This window comes from Actinotignum timonense, from assembly GCF_900155575.1.
GTDB classification, from domain to species: Bacteria; Actinomycetota; Actinomycetes; order Actinomycetales; family Actinomycetaceae; genus Actinotignum; species Actinotignum timonense.
The window spans coordinates 1,554,876-1,570,357 of record NZ_LT706966.1 but is presented as its reverse complement, the minus strand read 5'-3'; the positions used below and the strand labels follow the sequence as shown (position 1 = coordinate 1,570,357).

The window sequence follows — 15,482 nt, the reverse complement described above, 5'->3', positions numbered from 1 at the left end:
AACATATCTCAACAGGGCGGCACCGCGATGCCGCCCAGAATTGGAGTATGAGAATGGCAACCTACACCCTCCCCGATCTTCCCTACGATTACGCGGCACTCGAACCGCATATTTCCGGAAAGATCATGGAGCTCCACCACGATAAACACCACAAGACCTATGCGGACGGTGCCAATAAAGCCCTGGAGAACCTTAGCGAGGCTCGCGAGAAGGGCGATTTCGCGGCAGTGAACCAGTACACGAAGGATTTTTCCTTCAATCTGGGCGGTCATATTAACCACTCGATTTTCTGGACCCTGCTCTCCCCCAACGGCGGTGGGCAGCCGGAAGGCGAACTTGCCGAAGCGATCAAGGATTCCTTCGGCGATTTCGCCACCTTCCAGAAGCAGTTCACGGCCGTGGCCACCGGCATTCAAGGCTCGGGCTGGGCGGTGCTCGGCTACGATTCCGTGGCCGGCAAACTGGTGATCTACCAAATGTACGACCAGGCCAATAATGTGCCCGCCGGGGTGCTGCCCGTTTTCCAGCTCGATATGTGGGAGCACGCCTTCTATCTTGACTACCTCAACGTCAAGGCCGATTACGTCAAGGCGATCTGGAATATTGTCAATTGGGAAGAAGCCGGGCGGCGTTTGACCACCGCCCAGGAGCAGGCTGCCGGCCTCCTCATTCGCAAATAAGTCACGCGCACACCGCGCCGGCGCTATTCATAGGCACGCGCGGTCTCCTTCCTAGATAGCACGAAGGGCGAGGCCACCTCTATTGAGGTACCTCGCCCTTACGCTATCCGGGGCCATTTTCAGCCCTATCCGAAACCGCCGGTAGCTACCCGGTAACTATCCGGCAACTATCCGGCAATTACCTGGTGGCGACCCAGTAACTACCTGGCAACTACACCGCGGAGAGAATATCGACCACCACGGCAATGGCCTGGGCCGGATTGTCCTTACTGGGCACGCTCAGCAGAACCCGCGAACCCACCGGCACCCCGGCCAGGGGCGCAAAAATCTGCTGGGTAGACGGAACCGAACGCGGCCCGGCCGGATAGTTCGCCGTTGTGGGCGCCCAGGTATTTTCCGCGTGGGCGTTATCCCATTGCGCGGCCGCGAATTGGAGCACATAGGTGCCCTTCTCCGGGAGGGGAGCCCCGCTGCCGCGGGCAATAACCGTGGCCTTGAGCTCCGCGGGAGCTTCCGCGCCCTCTTTCACCCGGATCTCGGTAATGGGCTGGCCCAAGTCCCCTTTGTATTCCACCGGGAGCGCATCCGCGGCAGTTTCCACCGTGGCACCGGCCTCACCCGCACTCTTCGCGTTCCAGGCATCCAGAATTTCCACGTAGAACGCGATGGTATCCGTAGCCCCGATGGAACCATCCTGGGTACCGCCCGAAGGCCCGTAGCCCCACTTCGCCGGGATGGACAAAATCAGCTTGTCCCCCACGTGGGCCTTGGCCAGAGTGTGGCTCCAGCCCGGGATCACCTGGGCGAGCGGGAATGTGGCCGGAGCGTTACGCGAATAGGAAGAATCGAAAGGCTCGTTCTTCCCCCACACTTGGCCCACGTAATTGACCTTGGCCACCGCATCGGCGCCCAATTCCGCGCCGCTGCCCTGTTCGAGCACCCGCACCCGTACATCCGCGGGAGCATCCCCCTTCGGGAACTCCAGCAGCGGTGCCTGCGCCGTGCCGCCCAGGGACGGCATGCCCTCCTCCGAGTACACGATCTCGGGGACTTCCCCGGGGGCGGGGCTTTCCACCGCGCCGCTTGCCTCAGCGCTCGCGGATTCCGAAGCAGCCGGTGTTGAGCTAGCTGCGCCGTCGTTCCCACCCGAACATGCCGCGAGGCTGCACGCAAGCAAGGCCGCCGTGCAGCCCGCAAGAATTTTCTTTCCCATCAATGTCACTTTCTTCGTCCCGTTCGCGCCGCGCGAGTACGCCGCGGCCTTCGCGTATCCGCGTTTTAGCGGCTTTCGCCCGCGCCTAGTTTCTCCAGGAGCAGCGCCTCCGCCAGAATAGCGTTACGCCAATCGCCCAGGTGCAGGGATTCGTTATGAGCGTGAGCGCGTGCATCCGGATCTTCCACGCCGGTCACCAAAATCTCCGCCTCCGGGAAGACTTCCGCGAGGTCGGAAATGAAGGGAATGGACCCGCCGGTGCCGATGTCCACCGATTCGTGGCCGAAGGCTTCACTGAGGGCTTCGCGGGCCAGATGCATGATGGGGGTATCCTCCCCGGCCTTGAAACCGGACCCCGCTTCCGCGACTTCGGTAACCACGGTGGCACCGAACGGCGCCTGCGCTTCGATGTATTCGGCCAGCAGTTCGCCGGCGCGCTGGGGATCCTGACCGGGAGCCACCCGCATGGAGAGGAAGGCCCGCGCGGAGGGAATCACGGTATTGGAGGCTTCCGCGGTGGAGGTCACGTCCATGCCGATCACGGCGATGGAGGGTTTCGTCCACATGCGCGAATTGAAGGAGCCGGTGCCCAGGAGCTGCATGCCGGGCAGAATCGCGGCATCGCGGCGCAGGTGCTCTTCTTCGTAATCGACGTCGGCATCATCCCAGGCGTCCAAGCCGGGAACCGCAACGTCGCCGTTCTCGTCGTGCAAGGTGGCGATAATCCGCGCGAGGGCGGTGACCGCATCGAGGGTGGGCCCGCCGTACTGGCCCGAATGCACGCCGTGGGTGAGAGTGGACACTTCCACACCCAAACGCACGACGCCGCGAAGCGAAGTGGTCAGGGAGGGCACCCCCACCTTCCAGTTACCCGAATCAGCCACCACGATGGCATCGGCCTCGAGGCGATCCCGGTAGGTTTCCAGGAAAGCATGGAAGGTAGGCGAACCGATTTCTTCTTCACCTTCGATGAAGAGGGTGACGTTCACGGCCAAGTCATCGCCGAGGGCCGAGATCGCGGCCATGTGGACGAGCACGCCCGCCTTATCATCGGCGGTGCCGCGCCCGTAGAGGCGCCCGTTCTTTTCCACCGGCTCGAAAGGATCGGATTCCCAACCGTCCAGGGTGCCCTGCGGCTGCACATCGTGATGCGCGTAAAGAAGAATGGTGGGCTTATCATCGCCGACGTGCTTATGGGCGAGAATCGCCGGACGGCCCTTCCCCTGGGGCGTTTCCAATTCAATAATATCGACGTCGAAACCGCGTTCGCGGGCCATGCGCGCCACGAATTCCGCGGATTCACGCACCTTCGCCTGGTCAAAGGCATCGGCGGAAACGGAAGGAATACGGACAAGGTCCTCAAGCAAAGCGCGATGGACGGGCAGGGCCTCATCCACGCGCGCAACAAGATCACTACTCATACGTCCTAGGGTACCGGGTTCGCGCCCGCGGGCGCGGCGGGTGCTGAACAACGACGGCGCAGGCCGTGGGTGGCCGGCTTTACGTGAACGGCTGCGGTAGTGTGCGCGGGCGGTAAAGGGAACGGCTACGGTAGTGTGCGCGGGTAATGGACAGGGCGGCCGCGCGCGAACGGTTAGACTATTCTCGTTCAAGGCATAGTTGGCGACGACGCAGGAGTTGAGATGGCATTCGGCCGCAAGAAAGAGGCAGTAGAAAAGGCGCAAGAACAGGCAGCCCCCGCCCCCACTCATCCCAAGGGATATACCCCGGGCAAGGGAGCCCCTACCCCGAAGCGTAAAGACGTGGAAGCGCGCCACCGCCGGCCGATTATTTCTGATAAATCCTCCATGACCCGCGAGGAAAAGAAGGCCCGCAAGGCCGAGGAACGCGCCCGTTCTTCCGAGCGCTGGGAACGCGAACAAACCGCGATGAAAACGGGGGATATTCGGAATATGCCCCTCGCTCACGCGGGCGTGCAGCGGGCTTTCGCGCGCGATGCTCTTGATTCGCGCTTTCAGTTCTCCTCGCTCATGCTGTGGCTCGCCGTCATTATGATCGCCGGTGTTTTCACTCTCACCCGCTTCCCGCTGGTCTTCAATGTGTTCGTTATTACCTGCTACGCGATCCTCGTGCTCATGGCCCTCGAATCGTGGTGGCGGGCCCGCCAGGTGCGCACCCTGGTCGAATACAAATACGGGGAGGATAAGACTCCGGATCGCCTGGTCGGGCAGATGATGTCACGCGGGTTTACCCCGCGGCGCTGGCGCATGCCACGCCCCATGGTGAAATTCGGTGAGTACCCCGAGGGTGGCACTCCCGCGGATCTCAAAAAGGCGCGGGAAGCGAAGAAAGAAATGAAGCGGGCCGCGAAGTAAAGCGAAAGGCTAAAGAAAACTAAAGATTACGCTGGGCGATGCTGGCTGGCCGGGACCACATAATCCAGGCCAGCCCGGCAATGGCCCCGAGGGTGGGAAGGTAATAATAGGTGGCACCGGCCTGATACCAGGGGCTCACCTGATGGAAAAGATCAGGGATGACCACGCCCACCACGGCCATCACAATATTGGCGCTCCAGCAGGTGGTGGCCACCCACCGCATCCGCCGCCCGTTATGGAGCGAGCCGGCGCAAGCCAGCACCCACACAAGCGCCGCCACCAGGGTGGTGGTCATGCGCCCGGGATAACCCAGCTGAAAATCTTCGGTGCCCGCAACAATGGCTCGCCACACGAAAATGGCGGCCCCCAGGCTCAGCGCAATGAGGAGGAAGAGAGGCCAGCCCACGGCGGTGCGCCTCTCGTCTCGGATCATTTCACTATTCACCTGGCTCCTCCCAGAATCCTGCACTGGCTGTGCGCCTCCTTCGCGGAGCTGACCGCGGAGACGACGTACCATCATAAACCTTTAAGCGCGCCGGTGCTCCGCGTTCCAACGGCGCACCGACTCGGGATAGCCGGTGCGATTAATTTCGTAGAAAGGTATGCCCAGTTCACGGGCAAGTTGCGCTCCGGCTGCCAGATCAGGCACCCGCCGGCGGGTCCACTCCCCGGTGCGAGCAACGAGGAGAAGAGCTGCCGGCTCACGCGGAGTTTCCACCTCAAAATAGGCTTCCACCCCCGCGCGAGTCTCGATGAAATCGGCGAAGTGTTTCGCCGTCGCCGAACGGCGAGCACCGCCGTGAGCAGCACGGGAACGGGAGCGACGCGAAAAAAGACCCATACGGTGATTTTAGCGACCCTCGCTGGGAGCGTGATGCGTCCCAGATAACACCTCGGCATGGCAGAATATAGGTATAGCGGCTCTTGTACCGCATTCCAAAATGTTGTATTGCGAAGGGAAATCCTGTGGCAGAAACGAAAGAGTACGACGTCGTCATCCTCGGTGGCGGCAGCGGCGGCTACGCGGCCGCGCTTCGTGCCGGTCAGCTCGGCCTGACCGTTGCTCTCATTGAGGCTGACAAGCTCGGCGGTACCTGTTTGCACCGCGGGTGCATCCCCACCAAAGCATTGCTGCACGCCGCTGATGTTGCCGATGAAATGCGCGAAGGCCCGTCCATTGGTGTAAAAGGTTCCTTTGAGGGCATTGATATGCCCACCTTGCAGGCCTACAAGAACGGCGTGATCGAGAAGATGTTCAAGGGCCTGACCGGCCTGGTCTCCTCGCGCGGTGTGGAGATTGTGCAAGGCTGGGGCAAGCTCGTCGCGAAGGACACCATCGAAGCTAATGGCGTGCACTACCGCGGCAAGCACGTTGTGCTGGCCTCCGGTTCCTATTCGAAGACCATCGGCCAGGAGATCACGGGCCGCGTCCTCACCTCCACCGAAGCGCTGGAGCTGGGTGAGGCCCCCGGATCCGTGATCGTGCTGGGTGGCGGGGTTATCGGGGTGGAATTCGCCTCCGCGTGGCGCTCCTACGGTGCGGAAGTCCAGATTATTGAGGGCCTGCCGCGCCTGGTTCCCAATGAGGATGCGGAAGTGTCCAAGAATCTGGAACGCCAGTTCCGCAAGCGCGGCATTAAATTCGCTACCGGAACCATGTTTGATCACCTCGAACAAACCGATCATTCCGTCAAGGTTTTCACCCAGGACGGCAAGGAATTCGAGGCGGATTACCTGCTCATCGCTATCGGGCGCGGCCCGGCCACCGCGAACCTCGGCTACGAAGAAGTCGGGGTGAAGATGGATCGTGGTTTCGTGCTCACCGATGAGCGCCTGCGCACTAACGTTGATGGAATCTACGCGGTGGGCGATATTGTGCCCGGCCTCCAGCTGGCTCACCGCGGTTTCCTCCAGGGTATTTTCGTTGCCGAAGATATTGCGGGCCTCAACCCCAAGGTGATTGACGAAACGAAGATCCCGCGCGTCACTTTCTGCACCCCGGAAATCGCCTCCGTGGGTCTCAACCAGGATAAGGCCGAGGAAGAATACGGCAAGGAAAATATCACCACTGCCACCTTCAACCTCACCGGGAACGGCAAGTCCCAGATGCTGGGCGCGGCCGGTTTCGTCAAGCTGGTTGCGGTCAAGGATGGTCCCATCGTGGGCTTCCACGCCATCGGGGCGCGCATGTCCGAACAGATTGGCGAAGGCGAACTCATGGTGGCCTGGGAAGCCTACGCGCAGGACTTCGATGGTCTTATCCACGCCCACCCCACCCAGAACGAAGCAATCGGCGAAGCGGCATTGGTCCTCGCGGGCAAGCCGCTCCACAACCACTAAATCGAGGGAGATAACTCTATGTCTGAACCGTTGAAGATGCCCGCCCTGGGCGAATCCGTCACCACCGGTACCGTGACCGCCTGGCTCAAGCAGGTGGGCGATACTGTTTCGCTCGACGAGCCGATTGTGGAAGTCTCCACAGACAAGGTCGATTCGGAAGTCCCCTCCCCCGCGGAAGGCGTGATCGAACAGATCCTCGTCCAGGAAGATGAAGAAGTTGAAGTGGGTGCCATCCTCGCCTATATCGGTGATGGCTCCGGCGTGGCTGCTTCGGCAGCTCCCGCCAGCAATGCAGCCCACGCGNATTTCGGCGCAGCTGACCACCGTGATCAAGGTGGATGTCACGAAGATCGTCAAGCTCCGGGAAGCCAATAAGGCTGCTTTCGCCGAACGTGAAGGCACCAAGCTGACCTACCTGCCCTTCTTCGTCAAGGCCGCCATCGATACCCTGAAGAACCACCCGAAGCTCAACGCCACCATCAAGGACAATGAGGTGGAGTACTTCGACTACGAGAACATCGGGATCGCGGTGGATACCCCGAAGGGCCTGTTCGTTCCGGTTATCAAGAACGCGGGCGATCTCAATATCGCCGGCCTGGCCCGCGCCATTAATACCGGCGCGGCCAAGGTACGCAATGGCGAAGCAGCGGTCGATGATCTCACCGGCGGTACCTTCACCATTACGAATACCGGCTCGAACGGCGTCATGTTTGACACCCCGGTCATCAACCAGCCCGAGGTGGCCATCCTGGGTATCGGCGCGATTATGCGCGAACCCGGCATCGTCAAGGACGCGGACGGCAACGAATCCATTGGCATTCGTTCCTACCTCTACCCGGCGATCACCTACGATCACCGTTTGGTGGACGGCGCAGATGCCGGCCGGTTCCTCAAGGAATTCAAGGCCCGCCTGGAAGAAGCCGATTTCGAGGGTGCGTTCTAAGGAACTTAACAACTAGGATCCTCGGTTCCTCTGGGTTACGCAGTGCATCTCAGGTGCTACGTAACTCAGTAACGCAACCTCAACCGCGCGCGTGATCACGCGCGCGGGAAGCTCCCCGGTTCCGGTAGTGCTATCTGGCATTCCGGATACCGGGGAGTTTTCGGTTGATAGGCAGTCCGCAGCCCCACTACTCACGCACCCCACTCAGCTGGCCTCTCCATACCGCTATGCGATAGCCTTCAAGGGCACGGGTGAAAGCCCAGCGCAACCAAAACTGCACGCCCTCGCCGGCGGCCGCGTTCACGAGCACGGGTGGGTGGCCACCACGCGCCACGGCTGCGGGCTCAGCTGCCAGCGCGCACACCGCTCCGGCTGCGGCCCAATAGTTTCCCCGCTGGCGAGAACGAGGCGGCGCTGCACCGTGACGACTTCAAGAAGGTTCTCCCCCACCCAGGAAGCTTCCCGCACCTCAGTTTCCACCTGCGCTACCGGAGTGCTCTCCAGCACCCTACGCAACTTCGCATCGGCCGCCGCCGCTTCACCATCCGGCATGTTCAAGGCGTTCAGCGCTGCTATATCACCCGCGCCAATAGCGGCATCGCGGGCCGCCACTAACTGGCGGGCCACCGCCAGAGCATCCGGCTCCGGCTCGGTATTCGCACCAGAGCCACGTGCCCGGCCCTTGCCAGACGCCACGCCATCGCCATACTCCGGCTTTTCTCCACGTACCGGCTCCGTGGGTGCCTTTTTCACCGTGGGCACTAGCGCGCCCAGCGCCATTCCTGCCAGCACGCCCGCCACTATCCCGAGGACGCATAGACGCACCAACATAGCCACCCGCCCATCGCTAGCTCCGCCTACCCCGCCTCCGTCACGTGCCCTGCTTGCCTCGCGCCGCTTCACCACTGTGCCTGCCATAGGCCTACTTCACCACCGCCGGCCTATTCCGTCCAGAAGCCATCCACAGGCAGGCCCGCCACTGCGTCGTTATCCACAAGCCGCTCACGCTTCACGCCTGACGCTTCACGCCTCATCTCACACCTCACACAGACCCATCGTGCACATCACCACGCTTGCCCTCGATGCCACGGTCACCGCGGAATCCACATCCCCACCCCCGAACAACTGTCCGCCAGCGTGAGATTGGGCCAGGCGCTCAACAAAGCCGGCGCTATCGTCTAGAATCGACGGGGACTATCGAGAAGGATCTAAAAGGAATCAGATGGCACAGGATAAGAACAAGGGCGCGAAGAAGAAGCCGGGCTTTTTCAAGACTCTGCGTGACGCATTCACCATCGCGAAGCGCACCTACAAGCATCTGGGCTGGTGGCTTGCCCTGGCCGGGCTCGCGGGCCTGGGAATCGGTATTCTCCTCGGTTTCCTCACCAAGAGCTGGATCGCCTGGACCGTGTTCGGGATCCTCCTCATGCTCCTGCTTCCCATGCTGCTTCTCACCCGGGCGGTGCGCTCGGCTAGCTACGCGCAGCTGGATGGCATGCCGGGAGCCACCTCCGCGATTCTCGATTCGCTGCGCGGCTCGTGGGTCAAGCAAACCGAACCGGTGCGTTTCAACGCCCGCCACCAGGATTTCGTTTTCCGCCTCATCGGGCGCCCCGGTGTGGTTCTGGTTGCCGAAGGCCCCATCTCGCGTACCCGTAAGCTCGTTGATGATGAGCGCCGCGCCATCCGCCGGGTAGCCCCGAATGCCCCGGTGCACGCCATTTTCATGGGCAATGGCGAAGGGCAGGTCCCGTTGGCCAAGATCGAAAAGGCTATTAAGAAGCTCAAGAAGGAAATTTCCGCCCAAGAAGTTTCTGCCCTGGCCCAGCGCCTCGAAGCTTTGGGGAATAAGGCACTCAATATCCCCAAGGGAATTGATCCCACTAATATTCGCGCTAATCGGCGGGCCCTGCGCGGCCAGTAGGCCGCGCCGTCGTCGTATATATTTCGTATCCGCCCGGGGAATTCCGCGTGAGTTCTCCGGGCGGAGGCACGCCCGGAGGTTTTTTGAGCCGGGGGCAGCACGCTAAACTACATGGGGTAACCGCACCGCTAGCCGCGCCGCGCGCCGGGAGGAGTCCGCATGTTCACAAGTGTCGCCGAAGCTGCCGAGTTTATCGCGGCAAACGAGATCGAATTTCTTGATATTCGCTTCTGTGACCTGCCCGGCGTGATGCAGCATTTCACGGTGCCCGCCACCCAGGCAACCGCCGAAAAAATGAACGAGGGCTATATGTTCGATGGCTCCTCGATCCGCGGTTTCACCTCGATTCATGAATCGGATATGAAACTGCTTCCGGATGTGTCCACCGCCTTTGTGGATCCGTTCCGCGCGGAACCCACCCTCGTCATGAATTTCAATGTGGTGGATCCGTACACGGATGAGCCTTTCGCGCGCGATCCGCGCAATGTTGCCGAACGCGCCGAGGCGTACCTGCGTTCCACGGGTATTGCGGACACGATTTCGGTGGGTGCAGAAGCCGAGTTTTATTTATTCGACGACGTGCGCTATGACACCACGGTCAATCACTCCATGTACGTGATTGATTCCAATGAGGGCTCGTGGAATTCGAGCCGGTTGGAGCCGGGCGGGAATACCGGCTACAAGATTCCCCACCAGCAGGGTTATTTCCCGGTGGCGCCGGTGGACGCAAACGAGGATGTGCGTGACCTCATGTGCCAGTATTTGGCGCAGGTGGGCTTGGATGTGGAACGTGCCCATCACGAAGTAGGCTCGGGCGGCCAGCAAGAAATCAACTATCGCTTCAATTCTTTGCGTGCCGCGGCGGACGACCTCATGAAATTCAAGTACGTCATTCGCCGGGCCGCCGATGTGTGCGGGAAAACTGCCACCTTTATGCCCAAGCCGCTTTTCGATTCGGCCGGCTCGGGGATGCACTGCCATATGTCGCTGTGGAAAGATGGCCAGCCGCTTTTCCACGATCCGCGCGGCTACGGGCAGCTATCGGACCTCGCGCGCTGGTACGTGGGTGGTTTGCTGGCCCACGGGAAGGCGCTCGCGGCTTTCACTAATCCGTCCGTGAATTCCTACCGCCGCCTGGTTCCCGGCTTTGAAGCGCCCATCAATTTGGTGTATTCGGCGCGTAACCGTTCGGCGGCGATCCGGATTCCGCTGAGCGGGAATTCCCCGGCGGCCAAGCGTATTGAATTCCGGGTTCCCGACCCGACCGCCAATCCCTATCTGGCTTTCTCCGCGGAGCTCATGGCGGGCCTGGACGGTATCCGCAACCGGATTGAGCCGCCGGCGCCCATCGATAAGGATATTTACGAGCTGCCGCCGGAAGAATACGCGGATATTGAGACGATTCCGGCCTCCCTCGATGCGGCTTTGGCCGAGCTGGAAGCCGATCACGATTTCCTCCTCGAGGGCGATGTGTTCACCGAGGACTTCATCGCCACCTGGATTAAATACAAGATGGATGCGGAGGTCACCCCGCTGCGGGCCCGCCCCCACCCGTACGAATTCGAGCTGTACTACACGCTCTAAACGGGCGCTGCCGAAGCGGCCCGCGGCGACCTGGCCGCGGTGCGCGGGCTAGCCTCGCCCGTAAAATACGTGTTCCACGGCGGCGCGGGCATGCCGCGCGGCCCGGGCGCGCCGGTCGAGGATATCGCTGGCGTGCTCAACGCCCAGGATCGCGGCCATGCGTTCGCGCTCGCGCGGATCACGCGGAATAACCTGAGCAGCGCTCCCGGTGCGGCCCGTCGCCACAAAAGCGGCCTGGCGCAGGGCGCTGGCCGCCTGCCAGCCCTCCACGAGGGCGTGTTCCTCATTCGCGGTGATCAACCCGGCAGCGCCGGCCGCCCGCAGCGCCTCCCCCGTTCCGGTCACCCGGAGTTGCGGGTAGGCCGCGGCGTACTCGAGCTGGAGGAGCTGCGCGGTCCACTCGACATCCGCGCTTCCGCCCGGCCCAAGTTTGAGGTGGGAGGCCGGGGCCACTCCCCCGGGAATCCGTTCTTTTTCCACCCGGATTTTCATGAGCCGGATGGCGGTGCGCCGCGACTCATCCCAATGCGCCGGGTAGCGCAGCGGGGCGATGAGCTCGAGGAAACGTTCCCCGAGTTCGCGATCCCCACCCACCGCGCGGGCCCGCAGCAGCGCCTGAAATTCCCAGGGCTCAGCCCAGTTGCGGTAATACTCCCCGTAGGAATCCAAGCTGCGCGCGAGCACCCCGCTGCGGCCCTCGGGGCGCATATCCGCATCCACGGCCAGCGGCGGCGCCCCGCCCACCTCCTGCTCCAGGCGCATAAAAGCACGCGCCAGCGCATCGGCATCCCCGGCGGCCTCCTCCGGCCCATCCCACACGAACATCACATCGGCATCGGAGGTGTAGCCGCATTCGCGCCCGCCCAGGCTCCCCAGCCCGATCACCGCAAAAGAAAAATCGGGATGCGGGCCATCCGCCTCGTTTTTTTCGGCGACGACGGCGCACCTGGCGGCGCGTACCCCCGCTTCCACCGCGCATTCCACGGCGTTACTTACCGCGCCCGCCACTTCTTCGGGCCCGAGCAGCCCGAGAGCCTGGGCCATGGCGGTGCGCAGCACTTCCCGCCAGCGCAACCACCGGCCCGCCCCGGCGATCTCCCCTGGCTGGCTGCGCCGCTCGAGCAGCGCGTCCAGCTCCCCGCGCAGCGCCGCCGCGCTGCGCGGGGCCAGCTCGGCGTCGTCGCCCAACCAAGCAATGGATTCGGGTAGTTCGGGGATATCGCGGGCCAGGAAACGCGAGCGGGAAAGAATGAGGGCGAGGCGGTGAGCGACGGGTCCGCCGTCACGCAGGGTGCGCATATACCAGGAGGTGGCCCCCATTTTTTCGGAGAGCACCCGGAAGGCGAGCAGCCCAGCATCCGGTTCGGGGCCTTCGGCGAACCACCCGAGCATGACGGGCAGAAGCTGGCGGGCGATGGCGGCGCGCCGGCTGGTGCCTTCCGTGAGGGCGCTGATATGGCGCAGTGCGCCGGCCGGGTCGCGGTAGCCGATACTGGCCAGCCGGGTGCGGGCAGCTTCGGGGGCGAGCGAAATATCATCAGCGGCTAGCTGCGCAGCGGCGGGAAGGAGGGGCCGGTAGAAAATATCTTGGTGGAGTTCGCGCACCTCCCGGCGTACCTGCGCGAAGGTATCGGTGAGGGCCGCGGCGTCGGGTAGGCCGAGGGAGCGGGCCAGGCGGCGCAGGTCGTCTTCGCGGGTGGGAAGCACGGCGGCCCGGCGCAGCCGCACCAGTTGGGCGCGGTGTTCCAGGCAGCGCAGCCAGCGGTAGTGGTGGTCGAGGCGGGCGGCATCGGGGCGGGAAATATATCCGCCTTCGGAGAGGCGCGCGAGCGCCGTGGTGGTGGTGGCCGAGCGGATGGTGGTGTCCACGCGCCCGTGCACGAGCTGGAGGAGTTGGACGGTGAATTCCACGTCGCGCAGGCCGCCCGCCCCTAATTTGATATGGCGGTCGCGTTGGGCGGTGGGGATATGGGCTTCCACGCGGGCGCGCATGGCTCGGGCGTCGGTGACGAAGTTGTCCCGGGAGGCGGCGTTCCAAACGAGCGGGGCGGTGGCGCGCAGGTAGTTGTTACCGAGTTCGCGGTTGCCGGCGGCCACGCGGGCTTTGAGGAGGGCTTGGAATTCCCAGCTTTGGGCCCAGGTGGCGTAGTAGTCGAGGTGGGAGGCGAGGGTGCGCACCAGGGGGCCGGTTCCACCTTCGGGGCGCAGCGCGGTGTCAATGGTCCACAGGGCGCTTTCGGGGCCGGGTGCGCTGATGTATCCGGCGAGGGTGGTCGCCAGGGCGGTGCCGATCTCCAGGGCTCGTGCTTCGCTGACTCCCGGGCGTGGTTCGGTGATATAGACGACGTCCACATCGGAGGCGTAATTGAGTTCCCCTCCCCCGGTTTTCCCGAGCGCGATAATCGTGAAATCGACGGCGTTGGCATCGGGTACCCGGGTGCGGGCGAGGTGGAGGGCGCCTTCCAGGGTGGCGCAGGCCAGGTTGGAGAGGGTGACGGCCACCTCGGGCAGGCGAGCAGCGGGATCGGGCAGGGTGAGGTCCCAGCCGGCCAGGGTGAGGATGCGGGTGTAGTAGTGGGCCCGCAGCGCGGCAATAGCATCCTGGAGGTCACTGCGGTTCTCGCGCGAATCGCTCCCGGCCTCCGGCCCTGCACCGGTCACAGGACTCGTCCCGGCGCCGGTCACAGTTCCCGTCCCGGTACCTTCCACGGCGCCCGCGAGCCAGGGTGCCAGGGCGGCGCGCATGGCCGCGCGTTCATCCGCCTCGCTCAGCAGGGCGCGTGCTTCGGCTTCTTCGGCGGTCCCGCCTAGTTCCTGGGCGGCTTGGGGGTGGCGGACCAGGTGATCGGCCAGCGCGGTGGAGAGCCCGAGCACGGCGAGCAGGCGTGGCCGGGCCGCGTCGTCGTTCCCTACGCCCTCCCGCCGGTTTAAGCCGAGCCGCGCGCAGGCCGCAAGCGCCCGGTCCGGATCCGCTGCCTGCGCGAAATCCTCCGGCTGCCAGGCACCGGCCTCCAGCTCCGCGGCGGCGCGTTCGGGGGCTGTGAATCCGCAGCGCCGGGCCCGCTGGGCGAGGGTGAGACGTCGCATACCCGCTCCCCGCGGCCCTAGCGATCCGCCCGGAAACGCGCGCGTTCCAGCGGGGTGACCTGGGCGCGGTATTCGGCCCACTCGGCGCGTTTATCACGCAGGAAGTAATCGAAAGCGTCCTCGCCCAGAATCTCCGCAACCAAATCAGAACTTTCCATGAGTTTAAGCGCGCTATCCAGGCTCCCGGGCAGGGATTCGATACCGAGCACGGAGCGTTCCATATCGGTGAGGAGGAGGACATCCGTATCGGCCGGGTCAGAAAGATCGTATTTTCCTTCGATTCCGGCCAGGCCCGCGCCCAGCACGGCCGCAAAAGCCAGGTAGGGATTGGCGGCCGTGTCCAAGGCGCGGTATTCCAGACGCGCGGATTGCGGTTTGGTGGGCTTGTATTCGGGCACCCGCACGAGGGCCGATTGGTTACGCGGCCCCCAGCACACGTAGGGCGGGGCTTCTCCGCCACCCCACAGCCGCTTATAGGAATTAACATGCTGGTTGGTGACGGCGGTGATTTCGCGGGCGTGGCGCATGAGCCCGGCCAGGAAACGCCGCGCCGTGACCGACATCCCGAATTGGCCGCGCGGGTCGTGGAAGGCATTTGTTTCGCCTTCGAAAAGTGAGAAGTGGGTGTGCATGGCCGAGCCGGGCCAGTGCGCCAGGGGTTTGGGCATAAAGGATGCTTCCACCCCGTGGCGCAGTGCCACTTCTTTAATAATGACGCGGGCGGCCATAATGCTATCGGCCATCGTGAGGCAGTCGGCGTAGCGCAGATCCACTTCCTGCTGGCCCGGGCCAATTTCGTGGTGGGAAAATTCCACGCTGATCCCCACATCTTCCAGGGAGAGGATCACATCGCGCCGGAAATTATGGGCCACCGAGCGGGTGACGTAATCGAAATAGGAGGCCGAATCAATCGGGGTGGGTTCTTCATCATCGCTGGCGCCCGGCTGGAAGAGGTAAAACTCCACTTCCGGGTGGGCGTAGGCGGTGAAGCCCAGATCCTCGCAGCGGCGCAGGGTGCGCTGGAGGATAGCCCGCGGGTCGGAGCGGGCCGGTTCGCCTTCGCGGGTGAGGATATCGCAGAACATGAAGGCGGCGTCGTCGCTCCCATCCACGCCACGCAAGACCGCAAAGGTCGAGGCATCCGGGCGCGCAATCATATCCGATTCGTAGACGCGCGTGAGGCCTTGGATGGCCGAGCCGTCGAAGCCAACGCCCTCCGCAAAAGCGTTATCGAGCTCCACGGGAGCTACCGCCACGGATTTGAGGGTGCCGACGATATCGGTGAACCACAGCCGCACGTAGCGGATACCGCGGTCGCTTATGGTGCGAAGGACGTGTTCTTGCTGGTCATCCATGGCGCTTCATCTTTCCGTAT

12 protein-coding genes and 1 pseudogene are annotated in these 15,482 nt (G+C 63.3%); 6 read left to right on the top strand and 7 right to left on the bottom strand.

Features of this window, described 5'->3' with window-relative positions:
• Positions 1 to 53 precede the first annotated feature (53 nt).
• Entirely contained in the window at positions 54 to 680 is a 627-nt protein-coding gene (locus tag CZ322_RS06600) for a superoxide dismutase (RefSeq protein WP_087070672.1), read from the top strand.
• A gap of 211 nt (positions 681 to 891) precedes the next feature.
• On the opposite strand, the gene CZ322_RS06595 is transcribed toward CZ322_RS06600, so the two are convergent.
• Together CZ322_RS06595 and CZ322_RS06590 are read right to left on the bottom strand one after the other, a co-directional pair.
• Positions 892 to 1,893: an FKBP-type peptidyl-prolyl cis-trans isomerase gene (locus CZ322_RS06595; RefSeq protein WP_026428815.1), complete on the bottom strand. Its 1,002-nt coding sequence runs from the start codon at positions 1,891 to 1,893 to the stop codon at positions 892 to 894.
• A 65-nt stretch (positions 1,894 to 1,958) separates the two neighbouring features.
• On the bottom strand, positions 1,959 to 3,314 hold the full coding sequence (locus CZ322_RS06590) for a dipeptidase (RefSeq protein WP_026428814.1): 1,356 nt from the start codon (positions 3,312 to 3,314) through the stop codon (positions 1,959 to 1,961).
• 222 nt (positions 3,315 to 3,536) lie between these two features.
• Between CZ322_RS06590 and CZ322_RS06585 the strand changes: the two genes are divergently transcribed.
• Positions 3,537 to 4,229 (top strand): DUF3043 domain-containing protein, encoded by a 693-nt coding sequence (locus CZ322_RS06585; RefSeq protein WP_087070671.1) that lies wholly within the window; start codon positions 3,537 to 3,539, stop codon positions 4,227 to 4,229.
• Positions 4,230 to 4,248: 19 nt separating this feature from the next.
• Here the strand turns inward: CZ322_RS06585 and CZ322_RS06580 are convergent, their stop codons facing one another.
• Together CZ322_RS06580 and CZ322_RS06575 are read right to left on the bottom strand one after the other, a co-directional pair.
• Positions 4,249 to 4,662 (bottom strand): hypothetical protein, encoded by a 414-nt coding sequence (locus tag CZ322_RS06580; RefSeq protein ID WP_234984493.1) that lies wholly within the window; start codon positions 4,660 to 4,662, stop codon positions 4,249 to 4,251.
• 93 nt (positions 4,663 to 4,755) lie between these two features.
• Positions 4,756 to 5,070 carry a P-loop NTPase family protein gene (locus CZ322_RS06575; RefSeq protein WP_026428811.1) on the bottom strand — a complete coding sequence of 105 codons (315 nt, stop codon included), beginning with the start codon at positions 5,068 to 5,070 and terminating at the stop codon, positions 4,756 to 4,758.
• Between the two features lie 125 nt (positions 5,071 to 5,195).
• Between CZ322_RS06575 and lpdA the strand changes: the two genes are divergently transcribed.
• Both lpdA and CZ322_RS06565 read left to right on the top strand, forming a co-directional pair.
• Positions 5,196 to 6,569 (top strand): dihydrolipoyl dehydrogenase, encoded by a 1,374-nt coding sequence (gene lpdA, locus CZ322_RS06570; RefSeq protein ID WP_087070670.1) that lies wholly within the window; start codon positions 5,196 to 5,198, stop codon positions 6,567 to 6,569.
• 18 nt (positions 6,570 to 6,587) lie between these two features.
• A pseudogene (locus tag CZ322_RS06565) lies at positions 6,588 to 7,512 on the top strand (2-oxo acid dehydrogenase subunit E2).
• 300 nt (positions 7,513 to 7,812) lie between these two features.
• Here CZ322_RS06565 and CZ322_RS06560 read toward each other — a convergent pair.
• Entirely contained in the window at positions 7,813 to 8,430 is a 618-nt protein-coding gene (locus CZ322_RS06560) for a hypothetical protein (RefSeq protein ID WP_143231872.1), read from the bottom strand.
• 304 nt (positions 8,431 to 8,734) lie between these two features.
• Between CZ322_RS06560 and CZ322_RS06555 the strand changes: the two genes are divergently transcribed.
• Together CZ322_RS06555 and glnA are read left to right on the top strand one after the other, a co-directional pair.
• Positions 8,735 to 9,436, top strand: a complete 702-nt coding sequence (locus CZ322_RS06555; protein WP_087070668.1) for a DUF4191 domain-containing protein — start codon at positions 8,735 to 8,737, stop codon at positions 9,434 to 9,436.
• A 159-nt stretch (positions 9,437 to 9,595) separates the two neighbouring features.
• Positions 9,596 to 11,020, top strand: coding sequence for a type I glutamate--ammonia ligase (glnA, locus tag CZ322_RS06550; RefSeq protein WP_087070667.1), 1,425 nt, complete (start codon positions 9,596 to 9,598; stop codon positions 11,018 to 11,020).
• Between the two features lie 48 nt (positions 11,021 to 11,068).
• On the opposite strand, the gene CZ322_RS06545 is transcribed toward glnA, so the two are convergent.
• Entirely contained in the window at positions 11,069 to 14,107 is a 3,039-nt protein-coding gene (locus tag CZ322_RS06545; RefSeq protein ID WP_087070666.1) for a bifunctional [glutamine synthetase] adenylyltransferase/[glutamine synthetase]-adenylyl-L-tyrosine phosphorylase, read from the bottom strand.
• A 17-nt stretch (positions 14,108 to 14,124) separates the two neighbouring features.
• Positions 14,125 to 15,462 carry a glutamine synthetase family protein gene (locus tag CZ322_RS06540; protein ID WP_087070665.1) on the bottom strand — a complete coding sequence of 446 codons (1,338 nt, stop codon included), beginning with the start codon at positions 15,460 to 15,462 and terminating at the stop codon, positions 14,125 to 14,127.
• Positions 15,463 to 15,482 lie beyond the last annotated feature (20 nt).

Bases quoted from the DNA above. Each gene is read 5' to 3' on its own strand.
- glnA (WP_087070667.1), top strand. From the start codon at position 9,596: ATGTTCACAAGTGTCGCCGAAGCTGCCGAGTTTATCGCGGCAAACGAG.
- CZ322_RS06585 (WP_087070671.1), top strand. From the start codon at position 3,537: ATGGCATTCGGCCGCAAGAAAGAGGCAGTAGAAAAGGCGCAAGAACAG.
- CZ322_RS06540 (WP_087070665.1), bottom strand. From the start codon at position 15,462: ATGGATGACCAGCAAGAACACGTCCTTCGCACCATAAGCGACCGCGGT.
- CZ322_RS06590 (WP_026428814.1), bottom strand. From the start codon at position 3,314: ATGAGTAGTGATCTTGTTGCGCGCGTGGATGAGGCCCTGCCCGTCCAT.
- CZ322_RS06595 (WP_026428815.1), bottom strand. From the start codon at position 1,893: ATGGGAAAGAAAATTCTTGCGGGCTGCACGGCGGCCTTGCTTGCGTGC.
- CZ322_RS06545 (WP_087070666.1), bottom strand. From the start codon at position 14,107: ATGCGACGTCTCACCCTCGCCCAGCGGGCCCGGCGCTGCGGATTCACA.
- CZ322_RS06575 (WP_026428811.1), bottom strand. From the start codon at position 5,070: ATGGGTCTTTTTTCGCGTCGCTCCCGTTCCCGTGCTGCTCACGGCGGT.
- CZ322_RS06580 (WP_234984493.1), bottom strand. From the start codon at position 4,662: ATGATCCGAGACGAGAGGCGCACCGCCGTGGGCTGGCCTCTCTTCCTC.
- CZ322_RS06600 (WP_087070672.1), top strand. From the start codon at position 54: ATGGCAACCTACACCCTCCCCGATCTTCCCTACGATTACGCGGCACTC.
- CZ322_RS06555 (WP_087070668.1), top strand. From the start codon at position 8,735: ATGGCACAGGATAAGAACAAGGGCGCGAAGAAGAAGCCGGGCTTTTTC.
- CZ322_RS06560 (WP_143231872.1), bottom strand. From the start codon at position 8,430: ATGGCAGGCACAGTGGTGAAGCGGCGCGAGGCAAGCAGGGCACGTGAC.